Origin of the sequence: Paraburkholderia kururiensis JCM 10599 = LMG 19447, from assembly GCF_003986935.1 — a bacterium.
GTDB classification, from domain to species: domain Bacteria; phylum Pseudomonadota; class Gammaproteobacteria; order Burkholderiales; family Burkholderiaceae; genus Paraburkholderia; species Paraburkholderia kururiensis.
On the sequence record NZ_RJZE01000010.1, the window covers coordinates 1 to 18,458 of the forward strand.

Annotated in this window: 19 protein-coding genes; 6 read left to right on the plus strand and 13 right to left on the minus strand. The window is 65.7% G+C overall.

Features of this window, described 5'->3' with window-relative positions; translation table 11 throughout:
* Window positions 1-170 precede the first annotated feature (170 nt).
* Together PKKP23_RS13435 and PKKP23_RS13440 are read left to right on the plus strand one after the other, a co-directional pair.
* Window positions 171-476 (plus strand): hypothetical protein, encoded by a 306-nt coding sequence (locus tag PKKP23_RS13435; RefSeq protein WP_176048984.1) that lies wholly within the window; start codon window positions 171-173, stop codon window positions 474-476.
* Between the two features lie 399 nt (window positions 477-875).
* Window positions 876-1,523, plus strand: coding sequence for an HD-GYP domain-containing protein (locus tag PKKP23_RS13440; protein WP_240658990.1), 648 nt, complete (start codon window positions 876-878; stop codon window positions 1,521-1,523).
* Between the two features lie 141 nt (window positions 1,524-1,664).
* Here the strand turns inward: PKKP23_RS13440 and PKKP23_RS13445 are convergent, their stop codons facing one another.
* The 6 genes from PKKP23_RS13445 to PKKP23_RS13470 all read right to left on the minus strand — a co-directional run bounded on the left by PKKP23_RS13445 (window position 1,665) and on the right by PKKP23_RS13470 (window position 7,463).
* Entirely contained in the window at window positions 1,665-3,230 is a 1,566-nt protein-coding gene (locus PKKP23_RS13445; protein WP_126877269.1) for a methyl-accepting chemotaxis protein, read from the minus strand.
* 227 nt (window positions 3,231-3,457) lie between these two features.
* Window positions 3,458-3,997 (minus strand): outer membrane protein assembly factor BamE, encoded by a 540-nt coding sequence (locus PKKP23_RS13450; RefSeq protein ID WP_126877270.1) that lies wholly within the window; start codon window positions 3,995-3,997, stop codon window positions 3,458-3,460.
* A gap of 92 nt (window positions 3,998-4,089) precedes the next feature.
* Window positions 4,090-4,230 carry a hypothetical protein gene (locus tag PKKP23_RS34110; RefSeq protein WP_017773949.1) on the minus strand — a complete coding sequence of 47 codons (141 nt, stop codon included), beginning with the start codon at window positions 4,228-4,230 and terminating at the stop codon, window positions 4,090-4,092.
* 4 nt (window positions 4,231-4,234) lie between these two features.
* A complete protein-coding gene (locus PKKP23_RS13460; RefSeq protein ID WP_042298775.1) occupies window positions 4,235-4,507 on the minus strand; it encodes a hypothetical protein in 273 nt (90 codons plus the stop codon).
* A gap of 172 nt (window positions 4,508-4,679) precedes the next feature.
* The gene (locus tag PKKP23_RS13465; protein ID WP_126877272.1) at window positions 4,680-5,777 is read right to left on the minus strand and encodes an NAD(P)H-dependent flavin oxidoreductase; all 1,098 of its coding nucleotides are present in this window, start codon (window positions 5,775-5,777) and stop codon (window positions 4,680-4,682) included.
* A gap of 174 nt (window positions 5,778-5,951) precedes the next feature.
* Window positions 5,952-7,463: a CoA-acylating methylmalonate-semialdehyde dehydrogenase gene (locus tag PKKP23_RS13470; RefSeq protein WP_017773946.1), complete on the minus strand. Its 1,512-nt coding sequence runs from the start codon at window positions 7,461-7,463 to the stop codon at window positions 5,952-5,954.
* Between the two features lie 111 nt (window positions 7,464-7,574).
* Between PKKP23_RS13470 and PKKP23_RS13475 the strand changes: the two genes are divergently transcribed.
* From PKKP23_RS13475 to PKKP23_RS13490, 4 genes are all read left to right on the plus strand, one after another.
* Window positions 7,575-8,567 carry a LysR family transcriptional regulator gene (locus tag PKKP23_RS13475; RefSeq protein ID WP_126877273.1) on the plus strand — a complete coding sequence of 331 codons (993 nt, stop codon included), beginning with the start codon at window positions 7,575-7,577 and terminating at the stop codon, window positions 8,565-8,567.
* A gap of 328 nt (window positions 8,568-8,895) precedes the next feature.
* Window positions 8,896-9,510 (plus strand): TadE/TadG family type IV pilus assembly protein, encoded by a 615-nt coding sequence (locus PKKP23_RS13480; protein ID WP_126877274.1) that lies wholly within the window; start codon window positions 8,896-8,898, stop codon window positions 9,508-9,510.
* Window positions 9,510-10,130 carry a TadE/TadG family type IV pilus assembly protein gene (locus PKKP23_RS13485; protein WP_126877275.1) on the plus strand — a complete coding sequence of 207 codons (621 nt, stop codon included), beginning with the start codon at window positions 9,510-9,512 and terminating at the stop codon, window positions 10,128-10,130. Before PKKP23_RS13480 ends, PKKP23_RS13485 begins: the two co-directional genes overlap by 1 nt.
* A 91-nt stretch (window positions 10,131-10,221) precedes the next feature.
* Window positions 10,222-11,727: a TadE/TadG family type IV pilus assembly protein gene (locus PKKP23_RS13490; protein ID WP_161978106.1), complete on the plus strand. Its 1,506-nt coding sequence runs from the start codon at window positions 10,222-10,224 to the stop codon at window positions 11,725-11,727.
* 23 nt (window positions 11,728-11,750) lie between these two features.
* Here PKKP23_RS13490 and PKKP23_RS13495 read toward each other — a convergent pair whose 3' ends face one another.
* From PKKP23_RS13495 to PKKP23_RS13525, 7 genes are read right to left on the minus strand one after another with little or no spacing between them, the layout of a single operon-like run.
* Window positions 11,751-12,518 carry a methyltransferase family protein gene (locus tag PKKP23_RS13495; RefSeq protein WP_240658992.1) on the minus strand — a complete coding sequence of 256 codons (768 nt, stop codon included), beginning with the start codon at window positions 12,516-12,518 and terminating at the stop codon, window positions 11,751-11,753.
* Window positions 12,519-12,557: 39 nt separating this feature from the next.
* On the minus strand, window positions 12,558-13,475 hold the full coding sequence (locus tag PKKP23_RS13500) for a tetratricopeptide repeat protein (RefSeq protein ID WP_126877277.1): 918 nt from the start codon (window positions 13,473-13,475) through the stop codon (window positions 12,558-12,560).
* On the minus strand, window positions 13,472-14,434 hold the full coding sequence (locus PKKP23_RS13505) for a type II secretion system F family protein (protein ID WP_017773940.1): 963 nt from the start codon (window positions 14,432-14,434) through the stop codon (window positions 13,472-13,474). The genes PKKP23_RS13500 and PKKP23_RS13505 overlap by 4 nt, the downstream gene beginning before the upstream one ends.
* Window positions 14,431-15,414: a type II secretion system F family protein gene (locus PKKP23_RS13510; RefSeq protein WP_126877278.1), complete on the minus strand. Its 984-nt coding sequence runs from the start codon at window positions 15,412-15,414 to the stop codon at window positions 14,431-14,433. Before PKKP23_RS13510 ends, PKKP23_RS13505 begins: the two co-directional genes overlap by 4 nt.
* The gene (locus tag PKKP23_RS13515; RefSeq protein WP_017773938.1) at window positions 15,411-16,817 is read right to left on the minus strand and encodes a TadA family conjugal transfer-associated ATPase; all 1,407 of its coding nucleotides are present in this window, start codon (window positions 16,815-16,817) and stop codon (window positions 15,411-15,413) included. The genes PKKP23_RS13510 and PKKP23_RS13515 overlap by 4 nt, the downstream gene beginning before the upstream one ends.
* Window positions 16,817-18,040: a CpaE/TadZ family protein gene (locus PKKP23_RS13520; protein ID WP_126877279.1), complete on the minus strand. Its 1,224-nt coding sequence runs from the start codon at window positions 18,038-18,040 to the stop codon at window positions 16,817-16,819. The genes PKKP23_RS13515 and PKKP23_RS13520 overlap by 1 nt, the downstream gene beginning before the upstream one ends.
* Before the next feature lie 23 nt (window positions 18,041-18,063).
* A complete protein-coding gene (locus tag PKKP23_RS13525; RefSeq protein ID WP_017773936.1) occupies window positions 18,064-18,450 on the minus strand; it encodes a CpaD family pilus assembly lipoprotein in 387 nt (128 codons plus the stop codon).
* Between the last annotated feature and the right edge of the window lie 8 nt (window positions 18,451-18,458).

Consider the following 18,458-nt stretch of genomic DNA (forward strand, 5'->3'; position numbering starts at 1 on the left):
ATGTTTCGCCATGGTGGTGGAGTTCGATTGTGGAAGTGTTACCGTGAGAAGCAACATTCTCCTTCAATCGCCACCGCCTTCTCCTGCCTCTTCCCTACGCCGCGTACACCACTTTCAACGATAGCTCCGAGTATCCAGACGGAAGGATCGAGATTCAGGCTGACGGCATCGTGTTGCCGTACACGGAATACGACCGCATTGCGCGGATCGACCAGGGCGCCGAGATCGACAACAAGCGCCTCTCGCATGCGCTTGCCGTGGCCCGCTCGATACAGGAGATACGTGACGATCGACGCGCGGCGGGCTCGCCGTCACGAACGCATATTGGCGAAGCAGTCCGGGCGAAGAAAGCACTGCTTGGGCTGAAGAAACAGCGTGCAATCGAGGTTGCTGACCTGAACCAGGCCATTCTCGGAGTCAGCGTGAAAGAAAAGGGGGACGGGGGGCGGCTGCGCCGCCCCAACCCCGAAACATAAAAAGAAACAGGACCAACACCACGCTCAAACCGGACATTTCTATCTAGCCAGAGTCCCGACATTTGAATCTGGCCTCGACATCAATGTTAGTCCAAAGTTCAGATGTCGTGTTTTGACCTCGGTATGCTTACCGATTCCCCATGGAGCCTCGAAGCCGGCAATGCATCCAGCGACACTGGCGACAGTTTGGGCGTCCGCTATTCGGCCCATCGTACGCGGCCCGTCCGCCGGCTAACGGCCACCGAAATCTGCTTTCGTGCCGCGCCGATGTTTCCGTCGCGCAACCTGTGATATATGACCTATCCGTCTTCCCGTACGCAGCCGCAACCGGCTGCAAAGCCCACCGGCCCAGGGGCAGTTGTTCAGTGACGGCCGTCCGGGCCGCGGCGACGCGACAGCTTGAACCGCGACAGGTCGAACAATCATGATGAACTGAAGTGTAGGACTGCAATGTCGAATACCATGCCTCTTGCCGCTAATCTGGAATGTTCCCATGTGAACCGGGCACTGCTCGTCGCGCTAGACGAACGGGACGGCGACACATCCGGGCATTGCCTGCGGGTGGGTTTGCTCGCCGAATCGCTGGGGCACGCATTGGGCGTGCGCGATGCCGATCTCGTCATGCTGCGCGAAGCGGGATTCGCACACGACATCGGGAAAATCGCCATTCCGGACAAGGTGCTGTTCAAGCCCGGCGCGCTCGACGACACGGAATTCCAGGTGATTCAGGCCCATAGCGCCATCGGCGAGCGGATTCTGTGCTCGCAGAATCCGCAAGGCGCCGCCAACGCGCTGATTGCCGACGCAGTGCTTCATCATCATGAGCGGTACGACGGAACCGGCTATCCGTCCGGATTGAAGGCAGCCGATATTCCGTTCTGGTCGAGAATCATTGCCGTCGCCGATTGCTTCGATGCGTTGACCATGACGCGCCCATACCACGACGCCATGTCGGCCGGCAGCGCGGTCGACCTGATTGTGGCCAGTTCCGGAACGCATTTCGATCCCGACGTCGTAAGTGCATTCGTCGCGCTGCAGCCCGGCTAAAAGCTGCGTTTCGCCTTTGAAGACCCGCCGCGCGTCTTGCCGCGGCCGATCAGGCACTCGCGCGCCCTTCCCCCGCACCCCGTTTGACTGAATCAGCCACTCCGGCACGGGGAAGCAGCAAGCCGACGCGGGCAACTACCCTCACTGCCCGTCCCCTACATTGAACGCCGCCACCGCATCCTTCAGCGACGTCGCCTGTTCTTCGAGCGACTGCGCGGCAGCCGCGGCCTCTTCCACGAGCGCGGCATTGCGTTGCGTGACCTCGTCCATCTGCGTGACGGCGAGGCTCACCTGCTCGATGCCGCGGCTCTGTTCTTCGGATGCCGAAGCAATCTCGCCCACGATGTCCGACACCTGCTTGATGGCAAGCTTGATCTGATCCATGGTCGTGCCCACTTCAGTGGCCTGGGTCGCACCGTCGCGAATCATGGCTACGGAGGAACCGATCAGTTCCTTGATCTCCTTGGCCGCCGATGCCGAGCGCTGCGCGAGGTTGCGCACCTCGCCCGCCACCACGGCGAAGCCGCGCCCGTCTTCGCCGGCGCGCGCCGCTTCCACGGCTGCGTTGAGCGCAAGAATGTTGGTCTGAAACGCGATGCCTTCGATCACACCCGTGATCTCGGAAATCTTCGCGGAGCTGCTGTTGATCCGCTCGATCGTGTCCACCATGTGGTGCACCGCGGTGTTGCCGGCGCCCGTGATGTCCGTGGCGCGCGCGGCCAACGCGTTCGCCTCGCGCGCGTTGTCGGCGTTGTGCTTCACGGTCTGCGTCAGTTGCGTGAGGCTCGCGGCGGTCTCCTGGAGCGATGCCGCCTGTTCTTCGGTGCGCGCCGAGAGGTCCAGGTTGCCGCTCGCAATTTCGCCGGTGGCCACGGTGATCGTTTCCGCCGCGCGCCGGATGTGCTTTACGGTGCCGCCCAGCGCCTCGCGCATGGCGCGAATGCCCTGCATGAGGCTCGACGTATCGCCGCTGCGTGTTTCGACGGCCACCGTCAGGTTGCCGGACGCAATCTCGTGCGTGACCTGCATCGCGTGAACCGGGTCACCGCCTATCGTGCGTTCGATGCTGCGATTGATGAGCGCAACCAGCAGTCCGAGCACTGCGGATACGGCGAGGAACAGGCCGACCGTCACATAGAGCGAGGTGTAGAAACTGTCCTTGATGTCGTCCAGGTACGCGCCCGTGGAGAGAATCCAGTTCCAGGGTTCGTAGCGCAGCACGTAGCCGAGCTTCGGCACGGCCTTCGCCGGCTTCACGCCCGGGCGGGGAAACACGTAATCGGCGAAGCCCGCGCCTTGCGGCCCCGTTGCGACCTGCACGAACGTGACGTAGTGATGCCGGCCGTCGGCGTCTGTCACTTTGGAAAGATCGGAGCCTTCGGTTTTCGGCTTCATGGGGTGCATGACCATCCGCGCGTTCCCATCGAGCACGAGGAAGTAGCCGTCGCTGCCGTAGCGGACGCCGCGCAGTCGCTCGAGCGCCTGTTTGCGCGCATCGTCTTCGCTCAACTTGCCGTCGTGCGCGAGCGCGGCGTACTCCTTCACGATGGAGAGGCCGATTTGCGCACTGTTGACGAGATCGACCTTGCGCTCTCCAAGGCGCGTCTCGTACGAGAGATAGGCCGCGGACACTGAAATGACGAGCAGTGCCGCGAGACTTGCGATGAGGGGCAGCCAGAGTTTCTGCTTGAAGCCGAGTGTGCGCATGGTGGTTTCACGTGAGGTTGCATCACCGACGGATGGACCGTCACTTGCGCCTGCTTCTGCGTCAGAAAACGACCATCGACAGACGCTGCACTGTATTACGGTCTTTCGCTGCGCGGACTGAAGAGAAATCCTGGCTGGATCGTGCCCTTTACGACTGGGGTTTTCCCTGCAATTGAGGGTTTATATGGGGATAACTTCGACTTTGCCTTACTGGCTATCTCGATGCCTTACGGTTTTTCATGCCCCGGCGCCTCGGAGCGCGAGGTCTTCACGACTACGCCGTCGGGCGAGAAATGCGCGTTGAACATGGCATCCGGCGACACGCCGCCCTCGTCCCAATGCCAGCTCCACACCTCTTCCTGGCTCAGCGCGTACTGCGCCACCTGGGCGGGCTTGCCGAGCAGGCGCCGCACGTCGTCCTTCGTCATGCCCGGCACCACGCGCGCGATGTTGGCGGCGCTCAGCGCCTGGGTGATCGCGACGAGCCGGCCGTTGGCATCGAAGTCGAGCATGTACGTGTGCGTGCCGTTGGGTCCGCGCGGATATTCGAGCCGCATCGAGCCGTCGTCGTTTTGCCAGACGATTTCGGGTTTGCCGGCGTCGCGGCGCACGTCGTCGACGGTGGACACGCCGGGCTGGAGATGGCCGAATGCCATCGGGTCGGGCTTGATGGCGTTGACCACGTCGGCCACCTTCCGCTCGTCGCAGCCGGCGACGAGACTCATGGCGGCACAGGCCGAGAACAGGCAAATGAAGCGTTTGGGCATGGAGGTCCTGTCAGGCGCGCCCGAATCGGCGCGAAATGGATGCCAATCGATGCAAATCGATGCGCCGCTCCAGACATGAAGGAGACCGGCCGCTAGAAGCGCGTGCCGGCGTGGCAGCCGCCAAACGCGGCGCCGTTGGTCGCTGCGCCGCCGCAGCCGAAAATGCCGCAGCCGCCCTGCGCAAGCAAGGCGGCTGCTAGCAGCACCGCGGCGATGGCCTTGCGCACCGGCATGGGCTCAGCACTCGCCCTTCTTCGCGTGGCCGGGCGGGCAATGGCGATGGTCCTTGCCATGGCGCTGATGCGCATTCCAGTCGTCGCGGCTCCAGTAGCGGCTGCCGTCGTAATAGCGATCGCCGTACCAGCCCGGCGAGACGACCGCGACTGGCGCGGGCGCCGTCACCACCGCGCCGGGCAAGCCGACGTTGACGCCGATTTCCACGGCATGAGCCGCGAGCGAAAAACCGGCTGCGGCGGCGCTGGCGAGCATCAGCAGGTGCGATTTCTTCATGACGTTTCCCTGAGACGAGATGTTTTCACGGAGGCGAATCCCCTCGCCGCCTGCCGACTGAAAACGTTCTGCAATCCTTCGGGTTGACGCTGCCCGCCCGTGACTCGCCTGACTTGACCATCTTTGACGATTGCGTGCGCTGCCACGCGGCGGACCGCCCTTGCCACTCGTCCTACGCAAGCCCCTGCAAGCGCCCGATCGTCTCCTTGAGTTCCACTTCGAGCTGCGCCATGAGTTCGGCGGCCGGCATCTCGCGCGCGAGCGCCGCGGCCTGGCCCGCCCATTGCGCGCCATAACCGAATTCGCCCTTTGTTTTCGCCGCCGCGTGCAGCGCTTTGCCGGCGTCGTAGGCGATCGGGTAATCGGGCGTGGCGGGTGCCGCAGGAGCACTGCCGAGTTCCGTGAAGCGGTTCAGCATGGCGCGCGCCGCGCGGCCCGAGATAGCCTGCGTGAGCGTGGTGTGCCGCGCGGCGTCGCCCAGAATCGCGCGACGGTAGCCTTCGTCGATCGACGTTTCGGGACACGCAACGAACGCCGTGCCCAGTTGTGCCGCCTGCGCGCCGAGCGCCAAGGCCGCGGCGATGCCGGCGCCATCCATGATGCCGCCCGCCGCGATCACAGGCAGATCGAATTCGCGCGTAAGCAACCGGGTCAGCGCGAACGTGCCCAACTGGTCGTCGCGTGCGGCCGGATCGAACACACCGCGATGGCCGCCGGCCTCGATGCCCTGTGCCACGATTGCGTCCACGCCGGCATTCGCGACCTGGGCGGCTTCATCGAGATTGGTCGCGCTCGCGAGCAGCCGGATGCCGGCCGCGCGCAGCTTCGCGATGACGTCGGCGGGCGGCAGGCCAAAGTGGAAGCTCACCACCGCGGGCTTTTCGTCGAGGAACACGGCAAGCATCGCGGGGTCCGCGACGAAGCTCGTATAGATCTCACTGAGGTTCGCTGGCGGCTCTGCGCCGTAGCGCTGGAACACGGGCGCGAGCCACTCGAGCCATTGCCGCTCCACAGCGGCGTTGGCAATGGCCGGCCGATGGCAGAACACGTTGACGTTGAACGGCCTCGCGGTGAGTTCGCGTGTGTCGCGAATCGCCTTGCGTGCGGCCTGCGCGTTCATCGCGCCTACGCCGATGGAGCCGAGGCCGCCCGCGTTCGATACCGCCGCCGCAAGCGCCGGCGTACCGACGCCGGCCATGGGCGCGAGCACGATGGGTTTGTCGATGCCGAGCCGACGCAGCAATGCGCGCGCCTCTCCTTGCTGGGTCATGTCGCCCTCCTTTTGACCAAACGTGATGGGTACAGCGGGCAAGCATACTGCGGCAAGCGCATGCATGCCTTGCCCGTCGCCATCGGGGCGGGCAAGGCATCGACGGCGACGGCACCCCCCGGCAAGACAGGGGTTCCTGTCGGCAATGTCGGAAAGGACCCCGCGAGAGCGGCCTTACTTCGCCGTGGGCATGGCGAATTCCGCGCCCTTTGCGATGCTCTCGGGCCAGCGCTGCATGATCGACTTCTGCTTCGTGTAGAAGCGCACCCCCTCTTCGCCGTATGCGTGCATGTCGCCGAACAGGCTGCGCTTCCAGCCGCCGAAGCCGTGCCATGCCATGGGCACCGGAATCGGCACGTTGATGCCCACCATGCCCACTTCGATACGGCGGCCGAACTCGCGGGCCACGTTGCCGTCGCGCGTGAAGCACGCCACGCCGTTGCCGAACTCGTGCGCATTGATGAGATCGACCGCTTCACCGAAGTCCTTCACGCGCACGCATGCGAGCACCGGCCCGAAGATTTCTTCCTTGTAGATGCGCATCTGCGGCGTGACGTGGTCGAACAGCGTGCCGCCCGTGAAGAAGCCATCTTCGTGACCCGGCACCTTGAGGCCGCGGCCGTCCACCACGAGTTTTGCCCCCTCTTCCACGCCGAGCCCGATGTAGCCTTCAATGCGCTGCAGCGCCTCACGCGTGACGACAGGCCCCATCTCCGCATCGGCCTCCATGCCGTTGCCGATGCGCAGCGTGCGCGCGCGTTCGGCGAGTGCCGGCACGATCTTGTCAGCCACGTCGCCCACCAGCACCGCCACCGAGATCGCCATGCAGCGTTCGCCCGCAGAACCGTAGGCGGCGCCGATCAGCGCATCCACCGCCTGGTCGATGTCGGCGTCCGGCATCACCACGAGATGGTTCTTCGCCCCGCCGAGCGCCTGCACACGCTTGCCGAGCCGCGCGCCGGTCTCGTAGATGTAGCTCGCAATCGGCGTCGAACCGACAAAGCTCACCGCCTTCACGTCGCGGTGCGTGAGCAGCGCGTCGACCACCACCTTGTCGCCCTGCACGACGTTGAACACGCCGTCGGGCAGGCCGGCCTCCTTCAGCAGGCCGGCCATGAAGAGCGACGCCGAAGGGTCGCGCTCGCTCGGCTTCAGCACGAACGTGTTGCCCGACGCGATCGCGACCGGGAACATCCAGCACGGCACCATGCACGGGAAGTTGAACGGCGTGATGCCGGCCACCACGCCGAGCGGCTGGCGCACGGTCCAGTTGTCGATGCCGGTGGAAACCTGCTCCGTGTAGTCGCCCTTGAGCAGTTGCGGAATGCCGCATGCGAATTCGATGACGTCGATGCCGCGCGACACTTCGCCCTGCGCATCCGAGAACACCTTGCCGTGCTCGGCCGTGATGATGGCGGCAAGCTCGTCGCGATGCTGGTTCATGAGTTCGAGAAAGCGCAGCATGACGCGCGCGCGGCGAATGGGCGGCGTATCGCTCCACTTCGGAAAGGCCGCCCTGGCGCTCGCGACGGCGGCTTCCACGTCCGCGGCTTCACCCAGCAGCAGCTTGCGGGCCCGCGCGCCCGTGGCCGGGTTGAAGACGGGCTGCGTGCGGCTGCCGGTGCCGGCAACACGCTCGCCATGAATGAAGTGACCGACGTCTGCGCTGTCGTTGTAGGCCTGCATGAGGAGCTCCTGTGCATACGGAATGGGATGCCTGTCAGTTTAGGAAGAGCCGGGCCGTCTGCAAAGGTGCTATCGTTGAACGCGTTGTTTGCCATTGTGAACAATGAGCGTATGGATATCGAAAAAATCGAAGGTCTGTGGACCCATCTGCACTGGCTCGCCATGCTGGCCGAACAGGGCAGCTATACGGCGGCCGCGGCGCGCCTCGGCGTCAGCAAGGCGGCCATGAGCCAGCGCATTTCCGAACTGGAGCGGGCCGCGGGCATTTCGCTCGTGCAGCGCACCACGCGCAGCGTGCGGCTCACTGAGGCCGGGCAGCGACTCGTCGAGAACACGCGGCATCACTACGAGCAGATCGCGGCCAGCTTTGCGAGCGTGCGCGAACTGGCTGGCGTCGCGCGCGGATTGTTGCGCGTGACGGCACCCGTGGCGTTTGCGCGGCAGCAACTCGTGCCGCGTTTGCCCACATTTCTAAGGGCAAACCCTGAGGTGCGGGTTCAACTCGAAGTGTCGGACCGGCTCGTTTCGCTCGCCGCCGAAGGGTTCGATCTCGCCATCCGTCACAGCACCGACGCGCCCGACACATGCGTCGCGTGGAAGCTGTGCGAAACGCGTTCGGTGATCGTGGCGACCCGCGCGTATCTGCGCCGCCGCGGCACGCCGACGGTGCCGGCCGACCTCGCCGGCCACGATTGCCTGTTCTACCCTCGCTCCACCGGTCCGGCGATGTGGTCGTTCGAGCACAAGGCAACGCGTCGGGCCGCCGCGAAGACGCCGGCGAAAGGGACGTCCAGACCCGCTGCGCCGCAGGTTGCCGAAACGATCGCGTTGCCCGTGAGCGGGCCGTTTTGCGCGAACAACAGCGAGACGCTGCGCGATGCCGCGCTGGACAACCTGGGTATCGCGCTTTTGCCCGACTTCACCGCCCAGGCGGCCGTGCGAGCGGGCAAGCTCGTGGAAGTGCTGCCCGAGTGGCGTATTACGGGCACGTTCGCCGACCAGCTTTATGTGCTGCGCCCCTACACCTCACACGTGCCGCGCGCGGTGAGCCTTTTCGTGAACTATCTGCGCGAGAGTTTTGCCGAAGGCTTCCCGCTCGCGTAGCCGGCCTTGCGCCTGTTCACATTGGAAACAGGCCGTAGTGCAATTCGACGCCGATCAAATTCACGGTGTGGCCAGGCTCAAGTCACTCTCAAGTCTCTGCTCTTGCGTGCCGATATTCGTAACGTAGCCGCCGTATTCGCCGAAGCGGCAAACCGTCAAAGCAGCGAAGTGGCAAATACGGCGTGCGGCATTCGTCCGACTTTTAGCTTTTCTAAATAAAACCCGGAAAAGCCCGCATCGCCTCCGCGCGAAGCATCCGCGGCGCCCGCGGTGCTTCCCGGTAGAGACTTACCGATTCACCGACTCACCGACACGAGGCTTGTCGCTCATGAGGAGACCCGATCCCCAACCGCTCGCGCGCAGACGTGCTGCCGCGCCGGCTGTTGGCTCGCCGCGCATCGATGCCCGGCCGGTGCGGCTGCTCGCAAGCGTCGCGCGTGCCGCCGCGCCTTCGGAGGACCGCGGCGACTTCGCCATCGAGTACGCCATCGTGCTCCCGCTCTTTCTCGCAGTCGTGATCGGCATGTTCCAGTTCGGCGTGATCTTCACGACGCAGTCGCTAATGGACAACGCCGCGCGCGACGCCGCCCGGCTGATCCGCATCGGCACGTTCACCGGCAGTTCCGGCGGTTATTCGAGCGCGCTGACCACCGCCGTCTGCAACGACCTCACCGTGAGCGGCTTCAATCTTGTACCGTCGTGCTCGTCGAATATCCAGATCTATGTGGCCTCCGCCGCCTCGAGCACACCGGCGGGCAGCGGCTTCAAGACACTCGTGCCCGCCACCATCACCAACGGCGTGATGACGCAGACCAAGGCGGCGCTCTCGCCGAAGTACGACGTGATTCTCGAAGTCGGTTATCAGATGCCGTGGGTCGCTGCGTTCTTTTCGGGCAACGCGATGCTCACCTCCACCCTCGCCTTCCAGACGGAGCCCTACTGATGCGCACGGTTCTGCGCCGCGCAGGCGGCTTCGTGCAGGGTCTGCTTCACAACACGCGCGGGGTGGCGGCGCTCGAGTTCGTCTTCATCCTGCCGCTCATGACAGGCGTGCTGTTCGGCATCTACGAAATCGGGCAATACGCGCGCGTGAACATGCAGCTTGCGAATGCAGCGACGTCGATGGCCGATCTCGTCTCACAGCAGGCCGCAGGTGTTTCAGGCGGCACCACGGGCAGCCTCGGCAACTTCTGCGCAGCGGGCCGCCTGATGATGAACCCGTTCCCCGCCAGTGCGACATCGGGCGCAGGCTCGTTTTCAGCGGCCATTGCGAGCGTGACGAACTATACCGCCACGGGTGTCACGGTGGACTGGGAAAGCGACCACGCCTGCATCGTGACGGCCACGGCGCTCGGTGCCACCGCGAAAACACTGGTCGCATCGCCCACGAATCTGGTGCCTAACGCGGGTACGCCCGGCGACAGCGTGATCGTCGTGCAGGTGACGTATCAGTACAGCTCGCCGATCCAATACCTGATTCCGTCTGCGTTCACGCTCACGCAAACCGCCTTCGCCCGGCCGCGCATCACGGGCACGATCGCGTGCGCGGCGCCCTGCTCCTGAGGACTCCCGCATGCCGTCCGCCACGTTGACCACGTTAGCCGCATCAGTCACGTCAGCCCCTTCGGGCCGACTGTGGGCCGCCAGAAACCCCGTGCGCACTCGCTTGCCGCGCACGGCGCGCAACCCCTTCGGCGCCGCCGCGGACGACTCGGGCTCCATCGCCGTCACATTCGCGCTGCTGCTGATCCCCATGATGCTGATCTTCGGCCTCGTGGTGGATTACGCGCGCATGGTGCAGTGCCGCGCGGTTCTGCAGAACGCCGTGGACGAAGCGGCGCTCGCGGGCGCGAGCGTCTTCACGACCTCGGACCAGGGCGCGAATGCCGCGACGGTTGCCGCCAACTACTTCAATCGCGCGATTCTGCCCGCCACCATGAAGGCCGGCGCGCCCACCGTCACCACCAACGCAAACGGCACCATCAACCCGGCGCTCGGCACGGCCGTCGCCTACACCGTCACGGTTTCGGCCAACGCGACCGTCTCCACCACGCTGCTTTCGATGCTGCTGCCCTCGGTCTCGATGACGGCCACCGGCACCGCGAGCGATCCGGTGGTCTCCGCAAAGCTCGGTTTCACCAACGTCAATTCCGTGGCCTGCGACGGCAACGCCGTCTACCTGTACCAGGTGCCGAAGAACGCGAGCGGCTCCGGCTATGACTTCGGCTCCGTGCCCACGTGGTCCACGGGTTCCAGCGGCAATTACTACGAGATCGGCAACAGCACCGGCGGCTCCCTGCCCTCGGGTCAGGCACTGCCCACCATCAGCGCGAACCAGCCGCTCGGCGTGGCGATGGTGAACCAGACCAACGGCAACACGGGCAACTCGGGCTGCGGCGTGACGGTGACGGGTGCGAATTCCTACGGCGCGCCGCACAAGAGCACGCAGACGTTCTATTCGTCGCTGCTGCTGAACGGGCAGCCGCCCACGCAGAACTCCAACTACAACTACACCGTCACGGTCACGCAGAACTCGGGCGGAGCCATCACGGGCGTCACGGCGACGGTGGGCAGCCAGACGTGGTCGGTGCCGGTCGCCTCGTCGTCGTACAACAACCTCTCCACCTATCTCGGCATCAATGCGCCCAGCACCGGCAAGTCGAACTGCACGTCGTCGTCCACGACGTCGGGCTCCGGCTGGAGCGCCACCACCACGACGGCCTACAACTGCCGCACCCAATATTTCACGTCGAGTTCATCGTCCACCCCCAACTGCGTGCTCTACGTGCAGACGGGTGTCACGCCGAGCTACCTCGGCGGGCTCTCGAATTCGAGTTCAGCGCCCGCCGCGGCGCTCACCAAATGCTTCGCGCCGACCACGGGCGGCGGCAGCTACTCGGCGCCCACCTGCGCGCAACTCTCGGCCCTTCAGAGCGGCGGCTCGAACATCGCGCCTGCGGCGGTGTACTGGTGGGACGATGCAGGCGGCGTGGGCCCGGGCGAACAGTATTACGGCCCCTCCAGCCACTGCTCCGCGACCAGTTCGAACGGGCCGGGTTATGGCGAAGACTGCCAGTACAAGAACAACTTCTTCGCCATGCAGTGCCAGACGACCGGCGGCAGCGGAAGCGGCTTTACCGAGGTGGTGCTGAGTCAGTAGGCGTTCGGGCAGACTGCTGTGTCTCAGAACAGGCCCGGCATCACGCGATACCGCACGCGCCGCGCGTAGTCGCGATAGGCCGGGTCCTTGAGCAGCATCTTTTCCTCGCGCAGTACGCGATACCCCTGCAACGCCCACAGCGAAACGAGGATGAGCAGGTTGCGCACGCCGAAGTTCGCCGCAAGAAAACCCACGTTGGTGATGAAGTACCCCACATAAATGGGGTGACGCAGCACGCGGTACGGCCCGCGCACCACGACGCCGCGGTTGGCGGGCAGGATGCCGTACGAGCGGCGCAGCGTGAGCTTCGCGCTGATCTGCAGGGCCATGCCGGCGATCTGCAGGCCCGCCGCGACGGTTTCAGGCAGCACGCGCGAGCCCGGTGCCAACTGGAACGCCACGAAGTAGAAGCTCGCGCAGGTCGAGATCACCACGGTGAGCGGATGCCAGTCGCGCTCGCGCGGCACGCGCGTGCAGACGGCGAGCGCGAGCGTGATCGCCTCAGACACGACGAGCAGCATCAGCGTGAGCCGCGTGGGGTCGCGATAGAACTGGTGCAGCGCCGAGGAAACGAACATCGAGAACATCAGCACGGCGCCGAGCCGCACCGCGATTTCGGTAGCGAACCGGCCCGGTGTGAGGGGCGGCTTGAGATCCGCTGCCGTCGCTGCAATGGCCTCGCCCGCGTGCTCCGGGTTCAGGAAGTCCAGGCCCGTTGCCGGCGCCTCTGGCGCGCCACCCTGCCCGGCCTCGGCTACCGTCGGCAGCGGTATTGACGTCGTCGTTTTCATGATCGCTTCACCCTGCCCTGTGACTCGTCGCGTGTGGCGTCATTGCGCAAGCGGGCCGTTGGCCGCCTGCGTCACGGCCGCCGGAAGCGCACTCACCGCCGATTCCTTTCCCGTCCCTACCTTCGTGGCCGTTGGCGCAGACATGGGTGCAGACATGGACGATGGCGCCGAAGCCCCCATGAGCCGCGCCCGCTGCAGCGCGTAATAGCGCAGATTATCGTCCACGGAGGCCTTGGGCAGGTCCTGGCCGAGCAGTTCGGCGGCGGCCTCGGTGTTGCCGAGCAGGCCGTAGGCCAGCGCGAGGTCTTCGCGGGCCTGCGGCGGCGCCGAAGGAAACCGCGTCACGTCGAGCAGCACGTTGGCACCTTCGCGCGGGTGCCCGCTCAGCACGAGCGAGAGCCCCAGATTCACGGCCAGCATCGGGTCGCCCGGGTTCGCCTTGAGCGCGGCGCGCAGCACGTCTTGCGCGCCCGCGTGATCGCCGGCCAGGTCGAGCGCGGCCCCGAGTCCCGCACTCGCGAGCGCATCGTTCGGCTTGAGCGCGAGCACGCGATGGTAAGTCGCCGCGGCATCGGCAAGACGCCGCTGATGCATCGCCACGCGCGCCATGCCGATGAGCGGCGCCGTATTGTCCGGCTCGATCTGGCTCGCCTTCTGAAAATACACGCCCGCGCGCGTGAAATCGCCCACGGCATAGAGCGTGTTGCCAAGACCCGTGAGGCCCGGCACCGAATTCTCGTCGGCCTTCACGATGCGGCTGTAGATCGTCGTGGCCATATCGAGGTTGCCCGATTCGAGCGCCGTCTCGGCAATGCGCAACTCGCTCGCCGTGGAAGGCGTGCCGCGCGGTTCGAGCGGACGGATGTCGGTGGCGTGCTGCGTCACGGTGGTCGTGCAGGCTGCGGTGGTCAGCACGCAGACGAGCACCGTCACGCGGAAAAAGAGATCGGTTTTCATTGCGATGCCATGAGCGCGATGAGTTGAATGACGGACGGCCCCGCTGCAATCACCACGACGGCCGGCAGAATGAAGATCATCATCGGCACCACCATCTTCGGCGCGAGTTTGGCGGCCTTTTCTTCGAGCGTGACGAGATGCGTGAGCCGCTCGGCGCGCGACAGCGTGCGCAGCGCGTGCGTAATGGGCGTGCCGTAGCGCATGGCCTGGATCAGCGTGGAGATCAGCGCGCGAATGGAGGGCAGATCGATGCGGTCGGCAAGCCCCTGCAATGCGCGGGTGTTGTCGCCGGAGAGTTGCAGTTCGTCCGCCGTGAGCGAGAACTCGTCGGAAAGCGGCGCGCAGATGTCGGCGAGTTCGTCCGCCACGCGCCGGATGCTCACGGCCAGACTGTTGCCCGCGTTCGTGCAGATCACGAGCAGATCGAGCGCGTCGGGCAGGTAGGTCGCCATGAGCCGGCGGCGCCGCGAGGTGGTGAACGCGAGCACGTATTCGGGCAACACCTGTCCGACCACGAACGCGATCAGCATCATCGACCCACGCACCGCGGGATAGTGGCCCACGTTCGGCACATGCGAGCCGAGCATCACGGCAAGCGTCGCGCACGAAAGCGCCATGACGAACTTCAGTGCAAGCAGCACGGACACCGCGTGACGGCTGCGATACCCGCCGCGCAGCATTTCCTTCTGCAGTTTCGCGCGGTACGCCACGTCGAAGAACGGCAGACGGTCGCCGATGCGGGCCAGCCGGTGCGCGAGCCGCGTGCGCCAGCTGGCTTCGTCGTCGGTCTCGTCGGTGTGCACGCGCTGCGCGCGCTGCGAGAGCGCGGCCTGACGTACGCGCTCCGCGATACGTCCGCGCAGCCCGCCATGCTTGCGCACCCACCACAGCGCGAGCGCGCCGAAGAGCGCCAGCAGCATGAGCAGGTTGACGAGCGTTTCGGTGTGGTTCGGGCTCATCGCATCGTGTTCAGCTTCGACATCTTCGTGATCAGTGCGACGCCCACCACCACCGACACCACGGCATAGGTGAGGATGTTCGTCCCGGTCGGCGTTTCGAACAGCACCATCACATAGCTGCGGTTGATGAGGAACATCGAGAGCAGGATGAGCGGCGGAATCACCGTGAGAATGCGCGTCGTGATACGCGCCTCGCCCGTGAGCGCACGCGTCTTCTGGCGAATCTCGCGACGGCTGCGCACGATGCCCGCGAGGTTCTCCAGCGTTTCGCCCAGTTGCCCGCCCGTTTCGCGTTGCAGCTTCAGGCACACGCAGAAGAACGAGAAATCCGCGACCGCGATGCGCCTCGCCGCCGTGGTCAGCACTTCGTCGAGGTCGAGGCCCACCTGCAGCGCGTCGCCCATCAGCCTGAACTCCTGGCGCAGCGGCTCTTCCACTTCGTCGGCCGCCGTGCTGATAACGTGCGTGACGGGCACGCCCGCGCGCACCGCCCGCACGAGCAGGTCGATCACGTCGGGAAAGCCGTCCAGAAAGCGCTGGCGGAAACGGTTCACGAGCCAGCTGTAAGTCTTCATTGCGGCGAACACGGGCAGCGCGACAGGCAGGATTGTCGCGACGAAGCCCGGCAGCGGCATGAATGCGAGCATCACCACGGCCACCATCTCGGCCGCGAACGCCACACCCACCACGATCTTGAGACCGCGCTTGCCCGCCACGGTGCGCAGACGCGCCAGCTTCGGCGCCGTCCAGCGCGCCCATGCGCTCTCGTAGCGTTCCACCTTGAAGAGATCCGCATGCTGCCGGCGCGCCTTGCCGTCGGCCTTCTTCGCGCGCTGCGCGAGGTCGAAGGCCGTTTCCATGCGGGCGTGAATGCGCGCGGCGGGCAGCTTGCGGCGCATGTCCTGCACGATCAGCCACATCACCCCGCTCACGGTGGCGATGCCGAACGTCGCAACGGTGACGAGGTCGATGGTATTCATGGCTTCATGGCTTCCAGCAACTGCTCTTCGAGCCCGTAGTACGCGGCGCGCGGCGCAAAGGCCGGGCGTACGGGCGCGCACTCGAACTCGCCTTTCACTTCCTCGCTGTAGGCGCTTGCGTCGTAGCGGAACGTGAACAGGTCCTGCGTGATGATGACGTCGCCTTCCATGCCGACCAGTTCCGTGATGCGCGTGACGCGCCGCATGCCGTCGCGCATGCGCTCGATCTGCACGATCATGTGCACCGCGCTCGCAATCTGGCGGCGAATGGAGAAGAGCGGCAGGTTGCCGTTGGCCATCATCACCATGCTTTCAAGACGCGTTACGCCGTCGCGCGGCGAGTTCGCGTGGATCGTCGTCATGGAGCCGTCGTGGCCCGTGTTCATGGCCTGCAGCACGTCGAACGCTTCGGGGCCGCGCGTTTCGCCAAGGATGATGCGGTCCGGGCGCATCCGCAGCGCGTTGCGCACGAGATCGCGCTGCGCCACGGCGCCGAGACCCTCGGTATTTTCGGGCCGCGTTTCGAGACTCACCACGTGCGGCTGCACGAGCTGGAGTTCGGCGGCGTCTTCGATGGTGACCACGCGCTCGCCCGCATCGATGAAGTGCGAGAGCGCATTGAGCAGCGTCGTCTTGCCCGAGCCCGTGCCGCCCGACACGAGCACGTTGAGGCGGCACGTGCTCGCGATCTTGAGCACCGTCGCCATGGCGGCGGAAAGATTGCCCTGCTGCGTCATGCGATGCAGCGTGATGTTGCGCTTCGAAAATTTGCGGATGGAGATGGAGGCGCCACGAATGGCCAGCGGCGGGAGCACCACGTTCACGCGGCTGCCGTCGGCGAGGCGCGCATCCACCATCGGGCTGCTCTCGTCCACACGGCGGCCCACGCCCGCGGCAATGCGCTGTGCCACGTTGATCACGTGCGCGTTGTCGCGGAACTTGCATGTCGTGAGTTCGAGCCGCCCATGCCGCTCCACGTAGACCTGGTCGGGGCCGTTCACGAGTATGTCGGTCACGCTTTCGTCGGCAAGCAGCGGCTCGATGGGGCCAAGGCCGAACATGTCGTTGAGCAGTTCGTCGACGATCTGCGTCTGCTCGGCCATCGTCATGTTCAGATGCTCGCGCTCCGCAATTTCGAGCACCAGTTGCTCGACGCCGGGCTTCATCTGCTCGCGCGTCTTGCCGACGGCGGCCGATGCGTTCATCGACGAGAACACGCCGTTGCGAATCACGCGAAAGAGATCGGAACGCACCAGCGATTCGGCGTTTTCGGCCTGCGCCGAACGCACCGGCTGCATCTCGCGAACGGCGAGCAGTTCCGCGAGCGGCGGCGCGGACGCGGCGCTCGCGCCGCCCGCCCCGCTCTCTTCGAACTCCGGTACGCGCTTCTTCTGGCCGAACATCAGCGTTTCCTCAAGAGGCGAAAGCGCGGCACGCGCTTCGGTGCTTCGGCGGGACGCTGGCCCGTGAGGTCGCTTGCGATGCGCCGCACCGTCTGGTTGAAGCCGTTGGGCGCGCGCTCGCGCGGCGACTCGCCCAGATTTTCGGCCACGGCCACCGCCTTCGCCTCATACGGAATCTCGTGCAGCACCGAACGGCCCACGGCGGCCGTGAAGTCAGCGAGTTCCACCTTGCCGGCGCCCGCCGGCGAAACGTTGTTGACGAGCAGCGATGTGATGGGATTGTTGTCGCGGTCTTCCACGAAGCGCAGCAGGCGCACGGCCTCGCGCGTGGAGTGCACCGAGCGGTCGGCGACCAGATACACGCGCGAGGCGTGATCGAAGGCCTCGTTGCCGAGCGCATCCGCCGGGGCCGCCACGTCGAGAATCACGTAGTGGAAGCTGTCGCACAGCAATGCGAGCAGACGCGCGAGCGCGCCGGGCTCGTAAGGATGCGGCGCGCCGTAGTCGAGTTCGGCCGACAGCATGAAGAGCCGTGTGCCGTGCGGGACCAGCGTGCGTTCCACATATTGCGGATCGATGCGGTGCACGTTCTGGAGTACGTCGAAGAGACCGTTGTTGCTCTGCGCGCCCAGCATGCAGTTCGCCGCGCCGCTGTAGAGGTCGAGATCGACATAGGCAATGCGCCGGTGCGTCTCTTCGGCAAGATGCCGCGCCACGTTGAGCGCAACGGTGGTGACGCCGACGCCGCCGCGGGTGCCCGCGAACGCGATGGCCTTGCCGGCACGCGCCAGCATGACCTGATTCACCACGCCGTCGGTCACGTTCACCGTGCGCTTGATGAGCTCCACCGTGAGCGGCTTGACCAGATAGTCCCGCACGCCGATCTTGAGCAGGCTGCGGAAAAGGCCTACGTCGTTGCGCTCGCCGAGCGTTATCACCTGCACCGAGGGCTCGCACACTTCGGCAAGCCGCCCCAGATCCGAGAGCGGCATCACGCAGCCTTGCAGATCGACCAGCAGGAACTGCGGCGAGCGGTCGAGCTTCGCCAGATGGGCGATCGCGTCGTCGATCGTGCCTACCGCGATGTACGTGTGCGGCATCGCCTGTTCGAGCACGTAGTTCTTCAGCACCTGCTCCGTGGCCTTGTCGGCGACGAACGCCACGAAGTCGGCCGCGCGCGCGGCGCTGCGGGGCTTCGGGAGAATGGACGGCATCGTGCTCATGGTCGGCTCTGGTTTGGCGTGCGTTATTTCGCGTCGCGCGACGTGGTCGGGTCGAGCGGCGTCAGCTTGCCCGTTTCGTAGCGGCGCACAGCGGAGGCCGCCATCGCCGCATCCGCGGGGCCGAGCGGCTGCGGCGCCACGAGGTCGCGCGGATTGGCGATCTGCGCGGCGAGATTCGTGTACGTGGCGCAGCCCCATTCCATGCGCGGCCGCACGTGCCCCGCATCGATCGCCACCGAGGCGCGCGAGAGGCGCTCGCAGTCGGGCGGCATCACGGTGTTGCCGCGCAGCGTGAGCACCGAGGTGTCGGGCATGTCGCGCGGCGGATGAAAGCACCCCGCGAGGCTCGCGGCGCAGGCGCACATGACGAGCCAGCGAACGGGTTCGAACGGAAACGATGCGCGTGTCATGGCGGGCC